Raw genomic sequence first — 19074 nt, forward strand, 5'->3', positions numbered from 1 at the left:
GTCACCACGCGATCGCGTACAGCGAGCCGAACGCGTTGTCGAGCGCACGGCGCACGGCCGGCGAGTGCTGGTAGATCGCGATGAACTTGCGGATGCGCGGGTCGTTCACGCTATCGGGCCGCACGACCCACTGGATCGCAAAGATCTTGTTCTCGGTGCCGTCGAACAGCAGCGCGCTGTTCGGGTCGGTCGTGCCGGCAAGCTTGATGAAGCTCGGATAGCCCTGCGCGAGATCGACGTCGTCGAGCGAACGCGCGAGCTGCGATGCTTCGAGCGGAATGATCTTCAGGTGCTTCGGGTTGGACACGATGTCGTGCGTCGTCGCGCGGTAGTCGGCGCCCGGCTTCAGCGTGATCAGCCCCGCGCGCTGCAGCAGCAACAGCCCGCGCCCGCCGTTCACCGGATCGTTCGCGATCGCGACGCGCGCGCCGTCCTTCAGCTCCGCAAAGCTTTTCACCTTCTTCGAATAGAGGCCGATCTTCATGATCGTGCCGGGCGCGATCGACACGAAGTTGTAGCCGCCCTGTTTGTTCGCGTTCTCGAGAAACGGGATGTGCTGGAAGTAGTTGACGTCGATGTCCTTGTTCGCGAGCGCCGCGTTCGGCGTATTCCAGTCGGTGAACTCGACGATCTTCACGTCGAGCCCCTGCGCCTTCGCCTCCTTCGCGGCGATCTTCAGCGCTTCGATCTGCGGGCTGGTCGAGATGCCGACCTTCAGCGGCGCGGTGTCGGCGCGTGCACCGTTCGGCAGCCCGACGCCGAACAACCCGGCGAGCAGCACGGCCGCCAGCAGGCGGGCCGGCCGCGCGAAGCGGCCGGAGGAAAAGCGGGCGGAAAAAACGGCATGCAGCATGGAAACCACTCTCCTGTCCAAAGACGGTATCGACGGATGAGCGACGCCGCGGCGAACGCGCAGGCGTTCTCCGGACAGTCGTCGTCGCATCGGAAAAGGATCAGCCGATGATAGAGAGCGGCGAGGGGGCGGTCTACGAAGCGATTGTGCGAAGAAAATCGCGCGCGGCGATATGGCGGGTGATCGGGCGCGGCCGGGGGTCCGGCCGAGTAGCAGGCCGGCCACCCGGCCGAAATCTCGGCCTGCCCGCCGCACGAATTCCGAAATCTCGGAACGGCCTTCGCGCCGCCCTTTCCGCAGACGATAAAAATCCCTTATGAATCAATGATCTGCAAACAAGCCGACAGGCCGATACCTTGGCACGGAGGTTGCGTAATAGTCGGCACACGATGCCGCGAAGCAAAGCAGGCATTCCAACATCAGGAGACACGTCTTGCAGACCTCTATCCATACCCCGTCCCATCCCGAGCCGATTGCCGAAGCCGGCCCCGCCACGCGCGCACGCTTCTGGCCGGAAGGCTGGTGGAAGCTGATGGAAATCCGCGTCGGCATCATCCCGCTGCCGGTCTACGTGATCCTGTTCGGGCTGATCGTCGGCTTCGCGGTGACGGGCAAGGTGCCCGGCGAAATCTCGATGGCGATCGCCGTGCTCGCGTTCTTCGGCTTCACGTGCGCCGAACTCGGCAAGCGCCTGCCGCTGCTGCGCAACATCGGCGCGGCCGCGATTTTCGCGACCTTCGTGCCGTCGGCGCTCACGTACTACCACGTGCTGCCGAAGCCGGTGCTGAACCTGACGGTCGAATTCACGAAGTCGACCAACTTCCTGTACCTGTTCATCGCTTCGATCATCGTCGGCAGCATCCTGAGCATGGATCGCCGCGTGCTGATCCAGGGCTTCGTGAAGATCTTCGTCCCGCTCGCCGTCGGCTCGGTCGCCGCGGCGATCGTCGGCACGGCGGTGGGCACCGCGCTCGGCCTCGGCGCGCGCCACACGCTGCTGTACATCGTCGTGCCGATCATGGCCGGCGGCGTCGGCGAAGGCGCGATTCCGCTGTCGATCGGCTATTCGGAACTGATGCACCTGCCGCAAGGCGAGATGTTCGCGATGGTGCTGCCGTCGGTGATGCTCGGCAGCCTGACCGCGATCATCCTGTCGGGCGCGCTCGACATGCTCGGCAAGCGCCTGCCGCACCTGACGGGCAACGGCCGCCTGCAGGTCGGCGAAACCGGCGACATGACGCCGGAAAACGAAGAAATCCGCGGCCACGTCGACGTCACGCACATCGCGGGCGCCGGCATCACGGCGATCACGCTGTACCTCGTCGGCCTGATGGCGCACAAGCTGTTCGGCCTGCCCGCACCGGTCGCGATGCTGTTCCTCGCGGTGCTCGTGAAGCTCGCGCGCGCAGTGTCGCCGCCGCTGCAGGAAGGCGCGTTCGTCGTCTACAAGTTCTTCTCGACCGCCGTCACGTATCCGCTGCTGTTCGCGATCGGCGTCGCGATGACGCCGTGGGACAAGCTGACCGCCGCATTCACGATCGTCAACGTCGTGACGATCGTGTCGACCGTCGCGACGCTGATGGGCACCGGTTTCGTGGTCGGCCGCCTGATGAAGATGTACCCTATCGACACCGCAATCGTGAACGCGTGCCATAGCGGGCAAGGCGGCACCGGCGACGTCGCGATCCTGACCGCCGCGAACCGGATGCAGCTGATGCCGTTCGCGCAGATCGCGACGCGCATCGGCGGCGCGATCGTCGTCACGGTCACGCTGATCCTGGTCGCGCACTTCGGGTGATGCGCCGCCGCGCGCCCCGTCGCGCCGGCTGCTTCGCACGCGCCGCCGCCGGCCTTGCCGGCGCGCGGCGCGCGTCGTTCCGGACGACCGGTTGCGGACGACCGGTTGCGGACGACCGGTTGCGGACGGCCGGTTGCGGACGGCCGGTTGCGGACGGCCGGTTGCGGGTTTCGATGAGGGCGAACGTGCAGAAAAGCTTCAAGGGAATCCCGTGGTGGGGTTGGGGGTTGACCGCCGTGCTGTATGTCGGCGTGGCCGCTGCGGCCGTCGATTTCGCATGGGAACGCGCGATCGACGCGCTCGAGGAAACCGGCGCGCACCGGCTCGACCTGTATGCGTCGAGCCTGAAGAGCGAGCTCGGCCGCTTCGAGATCCTGCCCGGCCTGGTCGCGCGGCAGGACGGCGTGCGTGCGATGCTGAAGGCCGCGCCGCACGACGCGCCCGACCTCGTGCACAAGGTGAACACGTACCTCGAAGCCGTGAACCGCGACGCGGGCAGCGGCGCGGTCGACGTGATCGACCTGCAGGGCGAAGTGATCGCCGCCAGCAACTGGAACGAGACGATCAGCTTCGTCGGCACCAACGTGTCGTACCGGCCGTACTTCAAGGACGCGCTCGCGCGCGGCAGCGGCCGCTTCTTCGGCATCGGCACCAACACGGGCGTGCCGGGCGTCTACTTCGCCAGCGCGGTGCGCGACGACGGCGTGCCGATCGGCGTGGCCGCCGTGAAGATCAGCGTCGATTCGCTCGAATCGGCATGGCGCGCGCCGGGCGTCGCCGCGATGGTCGTCGACAGCAACGGCGTGGTCGTGATCTCGACCGAACCCGCATGGAAATTCACCGCGCTGCGCCCGATCACCGCGCAGCAGCAGCACGACATCCAGGCGTCGCGCCAATACGCGGGCCGTACCGTCGACGCGCTGCCGTACCGCCACATCGGCGAGCGCAGCGCGGCCGCGTGGCTCGGCGCGTTCCCCGATCCGCGCCGCGCCGGCCGCAGCACGCGCTATCTGGTGATGTCGCGGCCCGCGCCGCAGGCCGGCGATTCGCTGATGGTGCTGCTCGACATCGCGGGCGCGCGGCGCCAGCAGCAGACGGCGTTCGTGTTCGTCACGGGCGCGTTCCTGATCGCCGCGCTGCTGGCCGGCTACGCGATCCAGCGCCGCCGGGCGATCGTCGCGCGGCTGAGCGCCCACGTTGCGCTGCGCCCCGCCAACCACCGGCTCGAACAGACCCTCGCGCAGCGCACGGCCCCGCTGACGGCCGCGAACGAGCGGATGCAGAACGAGATCGACGAGCGCGAGCGCACCGAGCAGCGGCTGCGCGATTCGCAGCAGGAAGTCGTGCACGCGGGCAAGCTCGCGGTGCTCGGGCAGATGGCCGCCGGCCTCACGCACGAGCTGAACCAGCCGCTCGTCGCGATCCGCACGCTGTGCGACAACGCGCGCACGTTCTTCGCGCGCGGCCAGCCGGCGCAGGCGGATGCCAATCTCGAACGGATCGGCAAGCTCGTCGACAGCATGGCCGTGCTCACCGGCGAGTTGAAAACCTTCGCGCGCAAGCCCGACGTCGAGCGCGTCGCGGTGTCGCTGAACGAGGCCGTTGCGCATGCGCGGCTCATCTACGACGCGCGAATCCGCGACGAAGGCGTGCGGCTCGACGTGAACATCGCGCCCGGCACGGCGGTGTCCGCTGAATCGAGCCAGTTACAGCAGGTGATCGTGAACCTGCTCGGCAACGCGCTCGACGCGGTGCACGACGCGCCCGTGCGCCGCATCGTCATCGAGGCGGCCGAACCGGACGAAGCCGGCCGCGTGCGCTTCACGATCGCCGACAGCGGCGCCGGCATCGCGCCCGACGTGCTGCCGCACCTGTTCGAGCCGTTCGTCACGACCAAGCCGCGCGGCCAGGGCCTCGGGCTCGGCCTCGCGATCACGTCGCGCATCGTCGAGGCGTTCGGCGCGAAGATCGCCGCGACGAACCGCGACGAAGGCGGCGCGCAGTTCAGTATCGAATTCGCGGCGGCGACGCTGCAAAGGACAGAGCATGGAAGATGAGATTCGGGTGCTGGTCGTCGAGGACGATGAAAACGTCCGGATCGGCGTCGAGCAGGCCGTCGCGCTCGCCGGGTTCCCGGTCGACGCGTTCGCGTCGGCCGCCGACGCGCTCGCGTATGTCGCACCCGGCGCGCCGGTGGTGATCGTGTCGGACGTGCGGATGCCGGGCATCGACGGGCTGCAGCTGCTCGACCGCGTGATGGCCGTCGATGCGCAGATCCCGGTCGTGCTGATCAGCGGCCACGCGGATATCTCGACGGCCGTCGGCGCGATGCAGGTCGGTGCGTACGACTTCATCGAGAAGCCGTTCTCGTCGGACGTGATCGCCGGCCGCGTCGCGCGCGCGGTCGAGAAGCGCCGCCTGACGCTCGAGGTGCAGGGGCTGCGCGCGGCGCTCGACAACTGGCAGGGCATCGAGGCGTACGTGCTCGGCAAGTCGCCCGCGATGGCCGACGTGCGCAAGAAAATCCTGCGCCTCGCCGATACGTCGGTGTCGGTGCTGATCACCGGCGAAACCGGCACCGGCAAGGAACTGATCGCGCGCAGCCTGCACGACTTCGGCGGCCGGCGCGACGCGCATTTCGTCGCGCTGAACTGCGGCGGCCTGCCCGAGCAGATCTTCGAGAGCGAACTGTTCGGCCACGAAGCCGGCGCGTTCACCGGCGCGATCAAGAAGCGCATCGGCAAGATCGAATGGGCGCACGGCGGCACGCTGTTCCTCGACGAGATCGAGACGATGCCGATTTCGCTGCAGATCAAGATGCTGCGCGTGCTGCAGGAGCGCGTGGTCGAGCGGCTCGGCGCGAACGAGCTGATTCCGGTCGACTGCCGCGTGGTTGCCGCGTCGAAGGCCGATCTCGCCGAACTCGCGGCCGACGGGCGCTTTCGCGCGGATCTTCTGTATCGCCTCAACGTCGCGCAGATCGAGCTGCCGCCGCTGCGCGAGCGGCGCGAGGACGTGCCGCTGCTGTTCGAGCATTTCGTGCTCGCGGCCGCGCGGCGCTTCGGGCAGCCGGCGCCGGTCGTCACGGCTGCGCAGGTGTCCGAACTGATGACGCACGCGTGGCCCGGCAACGTGCGCGAGCTGCAGAACGTGGCCGACCGCTTCGTGCTCGGGCTGACCGGCGACAGCCTGCTGTCGACGGGCGGCGCGCCGGCCGTGGGCGGCACGCTCGCGGAACAGCTCGCGTATTTCGAACGGATGCTGATCGAGGACATGCTGCAGCGTCACCACGGCAACGTTGCGGACGCAAGCGTCGCGCTCGGCATGCCGAAGAAAACGCTCTACCACAAGCTGCGCAACCTGCGGATTCCCGCGCGCGGCGACGCGGCGGCCGACGGCGGCGAATGACGCGGACAAGGACACGCACCACAGCATGGATCGCATCGAAGTCACCGAACACGGCCGCCTCATCGACCAAACCCACGACCAAACCCACGACCAAACCCACGGCCACCTGATCCGCGGCGTCACGCGCGCGCGGAAGACCTTCCGCCCGAGCGACTGGCCCGAACGCCTCGCGGGCGTCATCACGCTGTTCGTCGGCGAACGGCGGCCCGGCTATCCGTGCGCGCTGTCGCGGCTCGCGATGCCGGTCGTCGACGGCGGCGTCAAATGCCTGTTCGTGTCGGACGAATTGCGCGGCGTATGCGCGGACGCGTTCGATTTCGCGATGCAGTTCGCGGCCGACAACGATCTGCCCGTCGAGCTGCAGGCCGCGCCGGCGTTGACGGTGCGCTGACGCGCAGCCCCCTGCTTCCCTCTTTTTCCGGTGCGTTTGCGCATGTGCGCAGGCCGCCGCACGCCCTTTCTCCGCCGAAATAAATCGTCAGATGATTGAAGGCTTCGACATATGACCACGCTCCGACAGGGGTTTCCGGCACAGCCATCAATAAAATTGATCGTCACGATGAAAATTATGCGTTTTCCTTGCAGGTCGCCGTGATGCATAGTTGCGTCGTGTTGACGCACCTTTGAGTCTTTCAGTCATGAACATGCGAATCGAGCCGTCCGTGCTCGCGAACCCCGACCTGCAATTTGCGACGCTTTCGTCAGGCATCAGCCTGCCGTATGTCGAGCGGGGCAGCGGCGCGCCGATGGTGTTCGTGCACGGCTCGCTGTGCGACTACCGCTACTGGGATCCGCAGCTTGCGTCGCTGTCGGCCCACTACCGCTGCATCGCGCCGAGCCTCAGCCATTACTGGCCGGCCGTCGAAGCGGGCATCCAGGACGAGTTCAGTTGGCAGAACCACGTCGACGAGCTCGCCGAATTCATCGACGCGCTCGATCTCGGCCCCGTGCACCTGGTCGGCCATTCGCGTGGCGGCAGCGTCGCGTTCAACGTCGCGCGCCAGCATCCGCACCTCGTCGAATCGCTCACGCTTGCCGATCCGGGCGGCCCGCTGCAACAGCAGGGCGTGCGCGAAGCCGCGCTGCCGGCCGCCGCGCTCGCGCTGCGCACGAAGGCGGTGAACCTGATCGAGCAGGGCGAAGTCGAAGCGGGCCTCGAAATGTTCGTCGACTCGGTGAGCCTGCCGGGCGCATGGAAGAAAAGCACGTCGCGCTTCCGCACGATGGCGATCGACAACGCGAGCACGCTGCCGAAGCAGTTGCGCGACCCGCTGCCCGCGTATTCGCAGCACACGGCCGGCGACATCGCATGCCGCACGCTGCTGATCGACGGCCAGCGCAGCCCGAAGATGTTCCGCCACAACGTCGACACGCTGTCGCAGTGGATCGGCGATGCGCAACGGCAGACCGTCGCCGGTGCGTCGCACGGGATGAATGCGGCGAGCCCGGCCGTGTTCAACCGCTACGTGCACGAGTTCGTCGCCGCGTAACGTCGCGGGCGGCATGCGCGCCGCCCGTCTTCCTCTCTCTTGCAGAAGCGAAACGGCGCGGAGCTGTCCGCATCGTTTCGCATCCCTCTGCATCACGCAGCCGGCGCCGCCTTGCGCGTCACCGCATCCGGCAACCCGAACACGCTGTCGAACGCCCAGTTGTACGTGAACGTGAAGATCGGGAAGAACACGATCAGCACCGCGTCGTACAGGAATGCCTGCAGCAGCGGCACGTCGAGCCACCACGCGATCAGCGGAATCAGGAACGTCACGAGCGCGGCCTGAAAGCCGATCGCATGCACGACGCGCCGCGCGACGGTGCGCGTCGTTTCCGCACGCCGCCGTTCCCACGCCTCGAACCCGAGGTTGTACAGAAAATTGACGATGACACCGGTCGTCGAGATCATCACGCCAAGCAGGCCGCTCGTCGCCGCGCTAGCGCCGCTCAGCATGCCGAGCACCGACGACGCGACGAGGATGCCGAGTACCTCGAACATCACGACGTAGACTATGCGTCTCTTCCATCCTTGCATGACCAACCACCTTCGTTTCGAACCAGGTGGCGAGACTACAGCGGGCACTTCGTCCGCAAAAGTCAGGTCCTTTCAATTTTTCTGACAGGAGGCGCGCGTGCTGACCAGCGACCACATCGACATGCTGCTGACCGTCATCGACAAAGGTTCGTTCTCGGCCGCCGCGCGAGCGCTCGGCCGCACACCGTCGGCGGTCAGCATGGCGATCGCGAACCTCGAGGCCGAACTCGACCTCGTGCTGTTCGATCGCGGCACGCGCGAGCCGACGCCGACCGCCGCGATGGCCGCGCTGCTGCCCGACGCGCGCGCGATCGCCGAGCGGCTGCATGCGCTGCGTGCGCATGCGCAGCACTTGTCGGAAGGTGTCGAGGATACGTTGCGGCTCGGGCTCGCGGCCGAGATCGACGGCGCGCCGGTCGCCCGCGCGCTGACGGCGGTGGCCGCGAAATACCCGGCGCTCGCGATCAGCATCGTCACCGCACCGCAGGACGCGATCGTCGACGCGCTGCATCGTGGCGCCGTCGATCTGTGCGTCGCATACGGCGGGCTCGACCTGCATCCGCAGGAACAGATCCACGCGCTGTGGACCGAAACGCTCATTGCAGTCGCCGCGCCGAGCCATCCGCTGATCGCCGAAGCCGCACGTCCTGAAGCGATAGAACGGCTGTCCGGCTTCCGGCAGATCGTGATCGCCGATCCGGAGCGGCCGCTGACCGACGTGCGGCCCGTGATCGGCAACCGCACGTGGAAGGTGACCGACATGGCCACGGCGATCGCGCTCGTGACAGCAGGTCATGGCTGGGCGAACCTGCCCGCATCGATGATCGGCCGGTATGTCACGGCAGGCGAACTCGCGCCGCTCGCGTTCGCGAACATCCGCAACGGGCTGCCGCTGCCCGTGTATTTGCGGCGGCAGAAACACACGGGGCTCGGCAAGGCGGCGAGCGAACTGGTGCGGGCGCTGCGGGCTGCCGGCGACAACAGGTAATCGGTGCGGCGGCGATCGCCGCCGCACCGTTGGTCACCGCATGACCGCTCGACCGTTAGTTGCAGTTACTGTGCGGCCACCACCGCACTCTGGATCGAATCGACGAGCGATGCGTTGTCGAAGCGTCGTCCGGCAATACCCCATCCGCCGTCGACGGCATGAACGACGTTCACCCACACTTGCGCCGGCGCCAGCCGCCCGCCGGCCCGACGCAGCACGATCGCGGTCGCGCGTTCGACGAATTGCCGCTGCTTGTCGGGCGCCGCGAGCGCCACGGCGGGAAGCTTCAGTTCGACGAACGCCGCCGGCTCCGCCCGTCCGTGCACGAAAGTCCGGTTCCGTGGCAGCACATTGAGCGTGCCCACCACGTTCGGCGCCAGGAACGCATTCCCGGCCAACCCTTCGACATCCAGCAGCGCATCGGTCAGCTCGGCAAACACCGGCCCTTCGTCGTCCGGCGTGAAAACCCCTTCGGATACTGTCAGCGTAATCGGCATCGCACTTCCTCCTGGTCAGGTCATCGGAATCGTGACGTGATATAAATATCAGTCACTCTCTATACATTAGACACTGATTGCTCTCTATGCAAGATAAAGAGCGATCGCTCTGAAGCGAGCCAGTCATGCGTTATTCCGTCGAGCACAAGCACGAAACCCGCGCGCGCATCCTCGATGCCGCGAGCCGATTGTTCCGTCAGGAGGGATATGGCGGTTCGGGCATCGGTCCGTTGACGAAGGCGGCGGGTGTCACAAACGGCGCGTTCTACGGACATTTCAAATCGAAAGGCGAAGCGTTCCGCAGCGTCGTGCTGTCGGGCCTCGACCAGTTGCGGCAAGGCGTCGCCGCGTTCAAGGCGGAGCACGGCGCGCGCTGGCGGCGCCCGTTCGTGTCGTTCTATCTCGGGCCGCGGCGCACCTGCGCGCTCGGCGAAAGCTGTGCGCTGCCGAGCCTGTCCCCCGAGGTGATGCGCGCCGACGACGACACGCGCGACGCGTATGAGAAAGCATTGCGGCAGATCGTCGACGAAGTGTCGTCCGGGCTCGGCGACCAACCCGACGACGACCGCGCGATCGCATTCCTCGCGCTGCTGTCGGGCGGCGTCACGCTCGCCCGCGCGGTGCGCGATCCCGTGCTGGCGGAGCGCATCGCCGACGCAGTCGGGCGATATGCGGTGCTGATCGCGGAACGTCCGGATGGGCTGCCGGAGGAACGCGCTTAGTGCAGCGCGGTGTGCCGGGCGTCAAACGAGGTCGCCGAGGATTGGCGGGAGAGCGTTGGGTGTCCGAGGTCGGCCACGAAACGCGGCATCAGTCCAGTGGGGCGAGCGCATCCAGTCCATCCGGAAGGCCCGACGCCCCGTTGAGTTTGGTGATGTTCCATCTCGTGGAGTCGTTCCACTCGTAATCCATTCGATAGGAATACCGAGAGTTGGCACGAAGGAGGCAGACGCGAAATTTCTTTCCGTTGTTCGATAACGCGTCGCGCAGTTGCACGCCGATGTGGGCAATGCCGTCAATGAAATCCCGATGCTGCATCGTCGGGATCAATTCGATGCCGCCTGTCATGGTGTAGGACGCTCGCACCCCATACTGGGAATCGCTCGGCGCGTCAAAACGAATATAGACTTCGCGCCAACCTGGAAATGTCGCCAGCATATGACTGACGACGTGTTTGGCCAGCGCAATCACGTGTTCTGTTGCGTCGTCGTTCATTGACTTTCCTTGATGTCGGATCCACGCCGGAGCGTAATTGGAGGGCAGGCGGGACGTCAATTACAGGCGGTATATGGCCACACGGAATGGTGACTTCCCTGCAATCCGGCTGCTTCCTTCTTGCAGTCGGTTTGAGCCCTTTCTGGACTGCTGGAACGGCAAGTGGCTGGGTTCGGCTGCGGATTTCGACGCGCGGCCACGTTCTCCTTGCCCGACCCCGCATCGCCGACCGCCGTCGGCGCATTACCCCACCCGCCGCCCAACGCACGGATCAGGTTCACGGTCGACACGGCCTGCGCGCCGGTCAACTGGTTCGACTGCAACTGCGACTGCAGCACCGAGCGCTCGCTGTCGATCACGTCGAGATACGCGACCTGGCCTTCCTGATACTGCGTGCGCGACAGCGTCGCCGCGCGGCGCGACGCATTGACGGCCGCATCCTGCGCGCGGATCTGGTCGTCGAGCAGGCGCAGATCGGCGAGATTGTCCTCGACTTCGCGGAACGCGACGAGCACCTGCTGCCGGTAGTTCGCGACCTGCTCGTCGTACTGCGCGCGCGCCTGCTGCACGCCGGCCGCACGGCGCCCGCCGTCGAACAGCGGCAGCGTCAGCGCGGTGCCGGCGAACGGCCCGAGCAGGAACGTGCGACTCGACCACAGGAACAGGTTGCCGAGCGTCGACGCTTCATAGCCGAACGCCCCCGTGATGTCGAGCTTCGGGAAGTACGCCGACTTCGCGAGGCCGATCCGCGCGTTCGCTGCCGCCATCGCGCGCTCGGCCGCCGACACGTCCGGACGGCGTTCGAGCAGCGCGGACGGCAGGCCCGCCGGAATCTTCACGCCGACCGGCACGATCGGCGTTTCCTTGAACGCGAAATCCGCGGGCGCCTTGCCGAGCAGGATCGCGAGCGCATGCTCGGAAGCCGCGCGCCGGCGCGCAACACCGACCGCATCGGCCTGCGCGCTGGCCAGCTCGTTCTTCGCGCGCGACACGTCGAGCTCGCTGATGTCGCCTTCGTTGAAGCGTCGCTGCACGAGCTTCAGCGCCTGATCGCGCAACTCCACCGTGCGGCGGTACAGGTCCTGGTCCGAGTCGAGCTGGCGCAGTTCGAAGTAGTTCTGCGCGACGTCCGCCTGCAGCGCGAGCTGCACCGAACGGAACAGCGCTTCGCTCTGCGCCTGGTCGGCGCGCGACGCCTCGACGTTGCGGCCGACGCGGCCGAACAGGTCGGCCTCGTAGGACACCGTGCCCTGCGCGCGCCACAGCGTCGCGTTGGTCGGGCCCGTGCCTTGCGGCTGGAGCTGCGACGCCGACGACAGCCCTTCGCGCGTCGGCCCGAAGCCGGCGCCGACCTGCGGGAACCATTGCGAGCGTGCCGAACGCGTCGCCGCGCGCGCTTCCTCGACACGCGCGGCCGCGGCCTTCAGGTTCTGGTTCGCGGCGAGCGCCTGCGTCTCGAGCGAATCGAGCACCGGGTCGCCGAACACCGTCCACCATTCGCCGCGGTGCGCGCCGTCCGACGGCTCGGCCGTCTTCCACGTGCCGGCCTGTTCGCCCGCGGCGAGCGTCGGCGCTTCCTTGAACGCGGCGGGCGTCGGCGCATCCGGGCGCTTGTAGTCGGGGCCTACCGCGCACGCGGCGAGCAGCGTCGCGAGCAGGGTGCTCGCGGCCGCCACCTTCGCGAAGCGCATCAGGCCATTCGTGTTGTGCATGTTGTCCATCTTCTTATCCTCAAGCATCCGAAGCCGGCACGCCCGAAGCCGGTACGCCCGGGGCCGTCACGCCGTAACCGGCCGAGTCCTTGCCCGCGACGTGGATCTTGCCGCCCGCGAGCGTGCGCAGCACGACGTAGAACACCGGCGTCAGCATCAGCCCGAACAGCGTCACGCCAAGCATCCCGAAGAACACCGCGACACCCATCGCATGGCGCATTTCCGAACCCGCGCCCGTCGACGTGACGAGCGGCACGACGCCCATGATGAACGCGATCGACGTCATCAGGATCGGGCGCAGCCGCAGCCGGCTCGCCTCGATCGCGGCCTCGAGCGGCGTCCTGCCGTCGTGTTCGAGTTCGCGCGCGAATTCGACGATCAGGATCGCGTTCTTCGCCGACAACCCCACCAGCACCATCAAGCCGATCTGCGTGAAGATGTTGTTGTCGCCCTGCGTGAGCCACACGCCCGTCAGCGCCGACAGAATGCTCATCGGCACGATCAGGATCACCGCGAGCGGCAGCGTCAGGCTTTCGTACAGCGCGGCGAGCACCAGGAACACGAGCAGCACGCTGATCGGGAACACATACATCGCCGAATCGCCCGCGAGGATCTGCTGGTACGTGAGATCGGTCCACTCGAAGCGCACGCCGCGCGGCAGCGTCTCGTGCGCGATCCGCTCGACCGCGGCCTGCGCCTGACCCGACGAGAAGCCCGGCGCCGGGCCGCCGTTGATGTCGGCCGCCGTGTAGCCGTTGTAGCGCACCACCATTTCAGGGCCGAACGTCGGCGTCACCGTAACGAGCGACGACAGCGGCACCATCTCGCCCTTGTCGTTGCGCGTCTTCAACTGCAGGATGTCGTCCGCGCGCTGGCGGAACGGCGCATCGGCCTGCACGCGCACCTGGTACACGCGCCCGAAACGGTTGAAGTCGTTCACGTACAGCGAGCCGAGATACACCTGCATCGTGTTGAACACGTCGGTGACCGGCACGCCGAGCTGCTTCGCCTTCACGCGGTCGAGATCGACGTTGAGCTGCGGCACGTTGATCTGGTAGCTCGTAAACAGCGGGCCAAGCTCGGGCGCCTGCTGCGCGCGCTTGATGAAGTCGTTGGTCGCATCCGCGAGCCGCGCATAGCCGACCGCACCGCGATCCTCGATCTGCATCTTGAAACCGCCGAGCGTGCCGAGGCCGAGCACCGGCGGCGGCGGGAACACCGCGACGAACGAGTCCTTGATCGCGCCGTACTGCTGGTTCAGCGCGCCGGCGATCGCACCGGCCGACAGCGCCTTGCCGTGCCGTTCGGAGAACGGCTTCAGCGTGACGAACACGATGCCCGCGCTCGAGCTGTTCGTGAAGCCGTTCACCGACAGCCCCGGGAACGCCACCGCGCTCTCGACGCCCGGCTGCTTCAGCGCGATCGAACCCATGTCGCGGATCACCTTCTCGGTGCGGTCGAGCGACGCACCGTTCGGCAGTTGCGCGAACGCGATCAGGTATTCCTTGTCCTGCGCGGGCACGAAGCCGCCCGGCACGACCTTCGACACCAGCACGGTCGCGCCCACCAGCACGAGGTACACGCCCAGCATCAGCGTCTTGCGCGACAGCACGCCGCGCACGCCGCGGCCGTAGTTCTCCGCGCCGCGATGGAACACCTTGTTGAAGCCGCGGAAGAAGCCGCCGAGCACGCGATTCATCACGCGCGTGAGCCAGTCTTCCTTGTCGCCATGGCCCTTCAGCAGGATCGCGGACAGCGCCGGCGACAGCGTCAGCGAGTTGAACGCCGAGATCACCGTCGAGATCGCGATCGTCATCGCGAACTGCTTGTAGAACTGGCCGGTCAGGCCCGACATGAACGCGAGCGGCACGAACACGGCGACGAGCGTCAGCGCGATCGCGATGATCGGCCCGCTCACTTCCTGCATCGCCTTGTAGGTCGCCTGCCGCGCGTTCATCCCGCTCTCGATGTTGCGCTCGACGTTCTCGACGACGACGATCGCATCGTCGACCACGATCCCGATCGCGAGCACCATCCCGAACAATGACAACGCGTTGATCGAATACCCGAACGCGAGCAGCAGCGAGAACGTGCCGATGATCGACACCGGCACCGCGATCAGCGGAATCAGCGACGCGCGCCAGGTCTGCAGGAACACGATCACGACGATCACGACCAGCGCGATCGCTTCGAGCAGCGTGTGCACGACGGCCTTGATCGACGAACGCACGAACTGCGTCGGGTCATAGACGATCTTGTAGTCGACGCCCGCCGGCATGTCCTGCTTCAGCTCGGCCATCGTCTTGCGCACTTCGTCCGAGATCTGCAGCGAGTTCGCGCCCGGCGACTGGTTGATCGCCATCGCGACGGCCGGCTTGTTGTCGAGCAGCGAGCGCAGCCCGTATTCGGACGCGTCGAGCTCGATCCGCGCGATGTCGCGCAGGCGCGTGACGCCGCCGTCCGGCGTCGTCTTCACGACGATGTCGCCGAACTCGTCTTCTGTCTGCAGACGGCCGCGCGCGTTCACCGACAGCTGCAGCGGCGTGCCGGGCAGCGACGGCGACGCGCCGATCACGCCGGCCGCGACCTGCACGTTCTGCTCGCGGATCGCCTGCACGACGTCCTCGGCGGACAGCCCGCGCTGCGCGACCTTCTGCGGATCGAGCCACACGCGCATCGCGTAGTCGCCCGAACCCCACAGCTGCACCTGGCCGACGCCCTGGATCCGCGACAGGCGATCCTTCACGTTGATCAGCGCGTAGTTGCGCAGGTAGGTCATGTCGTAGCGGTTGTCCGGCGAGATCAGGTGCACGACCATCGTCAGCGTCGGCGAGCTCTTCACCGTGGTGATGCCGAGCCGCTGCACGTCTTCCGGCAGGCGCGGCAGCGCCTGGTTCACGCGGTTCTGCACGAGCTGCGTGGCCTTGTCCGGATCGGTGCCGAGCTTGAACGTGACGGTGATCGTCATGTTGCCGTCGCTGTTCGCCTGCGACTGCATGTAGAGCATGTCCTCGACGCCGTTGATCTGCTCTTCGAGCGGCGACGCGACCGTCTCGGCGATCACTTTCGGGTTCGCGCCCGGGTACTGCGCCTTCACGATCACGGAAGGCGGCACGACTTCCGGATATTCCGAAATCGGCAGCAGGAACATCGCGATCACCCCGCCAAGCAGGATGATCACCGATAGGACTCCTGCAAAGATCGGCCGGTCGATAAAGAATTTGGAAATGTTCATGTGTGGCTCTGTCTGGTTGAACGCGGATGCGAAGCGGCGCGCCGCTTACGAATCCGCCTTCGCCGGTGCGGCCGGCTTCGCGGTGCTCGCGAGCGGCGCGGACGGCGCATCGCCGCCCGTCATCGGGACCATGTGCGGCTTCACCTGCTCGCCGGGCCGCACGCGCTGCGTGCCGTTCACGATCACGCGGTCGCCCGCGGAAAGCCCGCTCACGATCACGCGCCGGTTGCCGTGCTGCATCCCCTGCTGCACTTCGCGGTACGACACGCGGCCCTGCTGGTCGACGACGAACACGAACTTCTTGTCCTGGTCGGTGTTGATCGCCGCGTCGTCGACGAGCAGCGCCTGGTGCGGCGCGCTGCCGCCCACCTTCACGCGCGCGTAGAGGCCCGGGACGAGCGCGCCGTCGGCGTTGTCGAAGCGCGCGCGCACGCGGATCGTGCCCGACGACGTGTCGAGCCGGTTGTCGACCGAATCGATCACGCCGCTGCGCGAGTAGCCGGCTTCGTTCGCGAGGCCGAGCTCGACCGGCACCTTGCGGCCGTCGCGCGCGCCGTTGATGTATTGCAGGTAGGTCTGTTCGTCCGCATCGAACGACGCATAGATCGGCGACACCGACACGAGCGTCGTCAGCGGCGCGGCCGACGCACCGGCCGACACGACGTTGCCGACCGTGATCTCCGCGCGCGACACGCGGCCCGACACCGGTGCCGTGATCCGCGTATAGCCGAGGTTGATGCGCGCCGTTTCCAGCGCGGCATCGGCCGCCTTCACGTTCGCCGTCGCCTCGCGCGCCGCGTTCTGCTTCTCGTCGTAATCGCGCTTCGCGATCGCGTTGTCGCCGATCAGCCGCTGCGCGCGCTGCCAGTCGGTCTGAGCATAGCCGTTGCGGGCCTGGGCAGCCGCGAGCTGCGCAGCCGCGCGGTCGACTTCGGCCTGGTACGGGCGCGGGTCGATCACGAACAGCACGTCGCCCTTCTTCACGAGCGCGCCGTCCTTGAAATTCACCGCGACGATCGTGCCCGACACCTGCGGGCGTACGTCGACCTTCTCGATCGCTTCGAGGCGGCCCGAATAACCTTGCCAGTCGGTCACGGTCTGCGGCACGACGGTCGCGACGTCGACTTCGGGCAGCGGCGCGGCTGCTTTTTCGGGCGCGTTCGCGTTCACGCGCATTGCGCCGAACGTTCCGAGGCCGACAACGGCGAGCGTCACGATCGCCGCTGTCGCGATTCGGGAACGGGAGGTGCGTAGGATGGCCATGTGGATCTCCAATAAACGTGGATTGGTTCTGGTTATTCGGAACGGTTCGGCTGGCGCGCCTGGAAGCGGCACTGGAAGAAGCGCACGGCTTCCTCGAATGCGGCTTCGTGCGTCGCGAGCGCGGCGTGCGTGATGTCCGGATAGCGGATCACCTGCGTGAGCACGCCCGACGAAATCAGGCAGCCCGCATATTTCTCCGCTTCGACGTGCAGCACGTCGTTCTGCGCGGTGACGACGAGCGTCGGCGGCAACCCCGCGAGGCGCACCGATTCGATCGGCGCCGCGTACGGGTGCATGCGCTGCGCGGCCTGCGGCAGATACGCGCGATAACAGGCCGCGCATTCGCGCGCGGTGATGTCCGACGCGAGACGCTCGGCGTCGCCGATGCGCGTCATGCTCGGGTCGAGCATCGGCCCGAACAGCGCCTGCGCGGCGATCGACACTTCGCCGCGGTCGCGTGCGATGAATGCCAGACAATTCGCGAGCTGCCCGCCCGCGTCGTGGCCCGCGACACCGATCTTCTTCGGATTGCCGCCGAACGCGCGGGCACGCGTCGCGGCCCACACGGCCGCGCGATACGCATCCTCCGGCGCGGCCGGAAAAGGAAAGGCCGGCGCGAGCGAATAATCGACCGACACTACGAGAGCTGGTAAGCGTTCTGCTAAAAAACGCGCGGCGAAATCAGCGTCTTCGAGCGAACCGCGGACGAAACCGCCGCCGTGGAAATAAAGCACTACTGGCAGCCCGGTCTTGTCCGGGCGGCGGTAGAGGCGCAGCACGATGTCCTGTGCGTAGCCGGGAATTTCCACTTCGGCAACCGTCAGCGCCGCGCCCGCCAAGGCTTGAGCGGGCAGCGCGGCTTTCAGGAATTTGCTGAATTCAGAAGCGTCCATGACGATGCAGCATCCATTTCGAGATGGAACGAATTCTGGGGCCGGCAGACATTGGGATAAATGCCTATAATCCGGCAACACAATTCAACGACCCCGAACAATCCGAGGCTGCGTTCACCCACGAGGTAGCGCAGCCTTCTTGTTCCGGCGGCAAATTAGATTGCGGAGGTTGTGATGGACCGGCTTCAGGCCATGCAGGTGTTTACTCGCGTCGTCGATACAAGCAGCTTCACCAAGGCGGCAGAAACGCTCGGCTTGCCGCGGGCGTCCGTCACGACGATCATCCAGAATCTCGAAGCGTTCCTCGGCGTGCGGCTGATGCACCGGACCACGCGCCGGCTGTCGCTGACGCCGGACGGCGCCGCGTACTACGAAAGATGCGTGCGGATCCTCGCGGACGTCGAGGAAACCGAAGCGAGCTTCCAGGCCAACAACCGGAAGCCGCACGGAAAGTTGCGTATCGACATGCCGGGTTCGATCGGGCGGCTGCTCGTGATTCCGTCGCTGTGCGAATTCCACACGCGCTATCCGGACATCGACCTGCAGCTCGGCCTGTCCGACCGCCCGGTCGACCTGCTGCAGGAAGGCGTCGACTGCGTGATCCGCGTCGGCGCGCTGCAGGACTCGTCGCTCGTCGCGCGCCGGGTCGGCCTGTTCGAAGGCGTGACGGTCGCCGCGCCCGCGTATCTCGAACACTTCGGCGAGCCGAAGACGATCGAGGACCTGAGCCAGCACAAGGCCGTCAACTATTTCTCGAGCCGCACCGGCCGCACGATCGACTGGTCGTTCCTGATCGACGGCAAGGAAACCGAGATCAAGATGGAAAGCATCGTGTCGGTGAACGACGCGGATGCGTACGTGACCTGCGGGATCGAAGGCTTCGGGCTGATCCAGCCGCCGCTCTTCATGGTGCTGCCGCACCTGCGCGAAGGCCGGCTCAAGGAAGTGCTGCCCGGCATCAAGCCGCTGCCGATGCCGATCTCGGTCGTGTATCCGCACAGCCGCCATCTGTCGCCGAAAGTGCGCGTGTTCGTCGACTGGATCGCCGAAGTGTTCGACCGCTGCCCGCTGCTGAGCGGCAAGGGCAGCCTCGACGCGACGTGCAGCAAGCGCACGTTCGAGGAAGCCGAGCGCGCGCCGGCGCTCGACACGCCGGTCATCAACGAGTGGGTCGCGTAATCGTCTGAAC

Annotated in this window: 15 protein-coding genes and 1 pseudogene; 8 read left to right on the forward strand and 8 right to left on the reverse strand. The window is 66.8% G+C overall.

Annotated features, from left to right (window positions below; all coding sequences use genetic code 11):
* Position 1: 1 nt before the first annotated feature.
* The gene (locus ACPUER_RS15120; RefSeq protein WP_175960113.1) at positions 2 to 853 is read right to left on the reverse strand and encodes a MetQ/NlpA family ABC transporter substrate-binding protein; all 852 of its coding nucleotides are present in this window, start codon (positions 851 to 853) and stop codon (positions 2 to 4) included.
* Between the two features lie 433 nt (positions 854 to 1286).
* Here ACPUER_RS15120 and ACPUER_RS15125 point away from each other — a divergent pair, with 433 nt between their 5' ends.
* The 5 genes from ACPUER_RS15125 (at position 1287) to ACPUER_RS15145 (ending at position 7549) form a co-directional block, all read left to right on the forward strand.
* Entirely contained in the window at positions 1287 to 2651 is a 1365-nt protein-coding gene (locus tag ACPUER_RS15125) for a 2-hydroxycarboxylate transporter family protein (RefSeq protein WP_175960112.1), read from the forward strand.
* A gap of 173 nt (positions 2652 to 2824) precedes the next feature.
* The gene (locus tag ACPUER_RS15130) at positions 2825 to 4708 is read left to right on the forward strand and encodes a sensor histidine kinase (protein ID WP_425131472.1); all 1884 of its coding nucleotides are present in this window, start codon (positions 2825 to 2827) and stop codon (positions 4706 to 4708) included.
* Positions 4698 to 6059, forward strand: a complete 1362-nt coding sequence (locus ACPUER_RS15135; protein ID WP_425131473.1) for a sigma-54-dependent transcriptional regulator — start codon at positions 4698 to 4700, stop codon at positions 6057 to 6059. The genes ACPUER_RS15130 and ACPUER_RS15135 overlap by 11 nt, the downstream gene beginning before the upstream one ends.
* Before the next feature lie 25 nt (positions 6060 to 6084).
* The gene (locus ACPUER_RS15140; RefSeq protein WP_425131474.1) at positions 6085 to 6450 is read left to right on the forward strand and encodes a DUF3579 domain-containing protein; all 366 of its coding nucleotides are present in this window, start codon (positions 6085 to 6087) and stop codon (positions 6448 to 6450) included.
* Between the two features lie 247 nt (positions 6451 to 6697).
* Complete coding sequence (locus ACPUER_RS15145; RefSeq protein ID WP_175960108.1) at positions 6698 to 7549, forward strand: alpha/beta fold hydrolase; 852 nt, start codon at positions 6698 to 6700, stop codon at positions 7547 to 7549.
* Between the two features lie 92 nt (positions 7550 to 7641).
* Here ACPUER_RS15145 and ACPUER_RS15150 read toward each other — a convergent pair whose 3' ends face one another.
* A complete protein-coding gene (locus tag ACPUER_RS15150; RefSeq protein ID WP_175960107.1) occupies positions 7642 to 8082 on the reverse strand; it encodes a PACE efflux transporter in 441 nt (146 codons plus the stop codon).
* Between the two features lie 97 nt (positions 8083 to 8179).
* Here ACPUER_RS15150 and ACPUER_RS15155 point away from each other — a divergent pair, with 97 nt between their 5' ends.
* Positions 8180 to 9070: a LysR family transcriptional regulator gene (locus tag ACPUER_RS15155; RefSeq protein ID WP_425131475.1), complete on the forward strand. Its 891-nt coding sequence runs from the start codon at positions 8180 to 8182 to the stop codon at positions 9068 to 9070.
* A gap of 65 nt (positions 9071 to 9135) precedes the next feature.
* On the opposite strand, the gene ACPUER_RS15160 is transcribed toward ACPUER_RS15155, so the two are convergent.
* On the reverse strand, positions 9136 to 9567 hold the full coding sequence (locus ACPUER_RS15160; protein WP_425131476.1) for a Tautomerase enzyme: 432 nt from the start codon (positions 9565 to 9567) through the stop codon (positions 9136 to 9138).
* A 125-nt stretch (positions 9568 to 9692) separates the two neighbouring features.
* Between ACPUER_RS15160 and ACPUER_RS15165 the strand changes: the two genes are divergently transcribed.
* The gene (locus ACPUER_RS15165; RefSeq protein WP_425131477.1) at positions 9693 to 10289 is read left to right on the forward strand and encodes a TetR/AcrR family transcriptional regulator; all 597 of its coding nucleotides are present in this window, start codon (positions 9693 to 9695) and stop codon (positions 10287 to 10289) included.
* An 88-nt stretch (positions 10290 to 10377) separates the two neighbouring features.
* Here the strand turns inward: ACPUER_RS15165 and ACPUER_RS15170 are convergent, their stop codons facing one another.
* The 5 genes and pseudogenes from ACPUER_RS15170 to ACPUER_RS15190 form a co-directional block, all read right to left on the reverse strand.
* Entirely contained in the window at positions 10378 to 10782 is a 405-nt protein-coding gene (locus ACPUER_RS15170) for a hypothetical protein (protein WP_425131478.1), read from the reverse strand.
* Positions 10783 to 10970: 188 nt separating this feature from the next.
* Positions 10971 to 12503, reverse strand: a pseudogene (gene opcM, locus ACPUER_RS15175) (multidrug efflux transporter outer membrane subunit OpcM); the annotation flags it as partial.
* 10 nt (positions 12504 to 12513) lie between these two features.
* On the reverse strand, positions 12514 to 15729 hold the full coding sequence (gene ceoB / locus ACPUER_RS15180; RefSeq protein ID WP_175960100.1) for a multidrug efflux RND transporter permease subunit CeoB: 3216 nt from the start codon (positions 15727 to 15729) through the stop codon (positions 12514 to 12516).
* A 45-nt stretch (positions 15730 to 15774) separates the two neighbouring features.
* Positions 15775 to 16992 (reverse strand): multidrug efflux RND transporter periplasmic adaptor subunit CeoA, encoded by a 1218-nt coding sequence (ceoA, locus tag ACPUER_RS15185; protein ID WP_425131479.1) that lies wholly within the window; start codon positions 16990 to 16992, stop codon positions 15775 to 15777.
* A gap of 32 nt (positions 16993 to 17024) precedes the next feature.
* Positions 17025 to 17885 (reverse strand): alpha/beta hydrolase, encoded by an 861-nt coding sequence (locus tag ACPUER_RS15190; RefSeq protein ID WP_027781544.1) that lies wholly within the window; start codon positions 17883 to 17885, stop codon positions 17025 to 17027.
* A 174-nt stretch (positions 17886 to 18059) separates the two neighbouring features.
* On the opposite strand from ACPUER_RS15190, the gene ceoR reads away from it, so the two are divergent.
* A complete protein-coding gene (gene ceoR, locus ACPUER_RS15195; RefSeq protein WP_072444546.1) occupies positions 18060 to 19064 on the forward strand; it encodes a putative multidrug efflux transcriptional regulator CeoR in 1005 nt (334 codons plus the stop codon).
* Positions 19065 to 19074 lie beyond the last annotated feature (10 nt).

The organism is Burkholderia sp. DN3021, from assembly GCF_049805555.1.
GTDB classification, from domain to species: Bacteria; Pseudomonadota; Gammaproteobacteria; order Burkholderiales; family Burkholderiaceae; genus Burkholderia; species Burkholderia pyrrocinia_C.

Coding starts and splice junctions, on each gene's coding strand:
- ACPUER_RS15140 (WP_425131474.1), top strand. CDS start 6,085: ATGGATCGCATCGAAGTCACCGAACACGGCCGCCTCATCGACCAAACC.
- ACPUER_RS15145 (WP_175960108.1), top strand. CDS start 6,698: ATGAACATGCGAATCGAGCCGTCCGTGCTCGCGAACCCCGACCTGCAA.
- ACPUER_RS15170 (WP_425131478.1), bottom strand. CDS start 10,782: ATGAACGACGACGCAACAGAACACGTGATTGCGCTGGCCAAACACGTC.
- ACPUER_RS15165 (WP_425131477.1), top strand. CDS start 9,693: ATGCGTTATTCCGTCGAGCACAAGCACGAAACCCGCGCGCGCATCCTC.
- ACPUER_RS15135 (WP_425131473.1), top strand. CDS start 4,698: ATGGAAGATGAGATTCGGGTGCTGGTCGTCGAGGACGATGAAAACGTC.
- ceoB (WP_175960100.1), bottom strand. CDS start 15,729: ATGAACATTTCCAAATTCTTTATCGACCGGCCGATCTTTGCAGGAGTC.
- ACPUER_RS15120 (WP_175960113.1), bottom strand. CDS start 853: ATGCTGCATGCCGTTTTTTCCGCCCGCTTTTCCTCCGGCCGCTTCGCG.
- ACPUER_RS15160 (WP_425131476.1), bottom strand. CDS start 9,567: ATGCCGATTACGCTGACAGTATCCGAAGGGGTTTTCACGCCGGACGAC.
- ACPUER_RS15190 (WP_027781544.1), bottom strand. CDS start 17,885: ATGGACGCTTCTGAATTCAGCAAATTCCTGAAAGCCGCGCTGCCCGCT.
- ACPUER_RS15150 (WP_175960107.1), bottom strand. CDS start 8,082: ATGCAAGGATGGAAGAGACGCATAGTCTACGTCGTGATGTTCGAGGTA.
- ceoA (WP_425131479.1), bottom strand. CDS start 16,992: ATGGCCATCCTACGCACCTCCCGTTCCCGAATCGCGACAGCGGCGATC.
- ACPUER_RS15130 (WP_425131472.1), top strand. CDS start 2,825: ATGAGGGCGAACGTGCAGAAAAGCTTCAAGGGAATCCCGTGGTGGGGT.
- ceoR (WP_072444546.1), top strand. CDS start 18,060: ATGGACCGGCTTCAGGCCATGCAGGTGTTTACTCGCGTCGTCGATACA.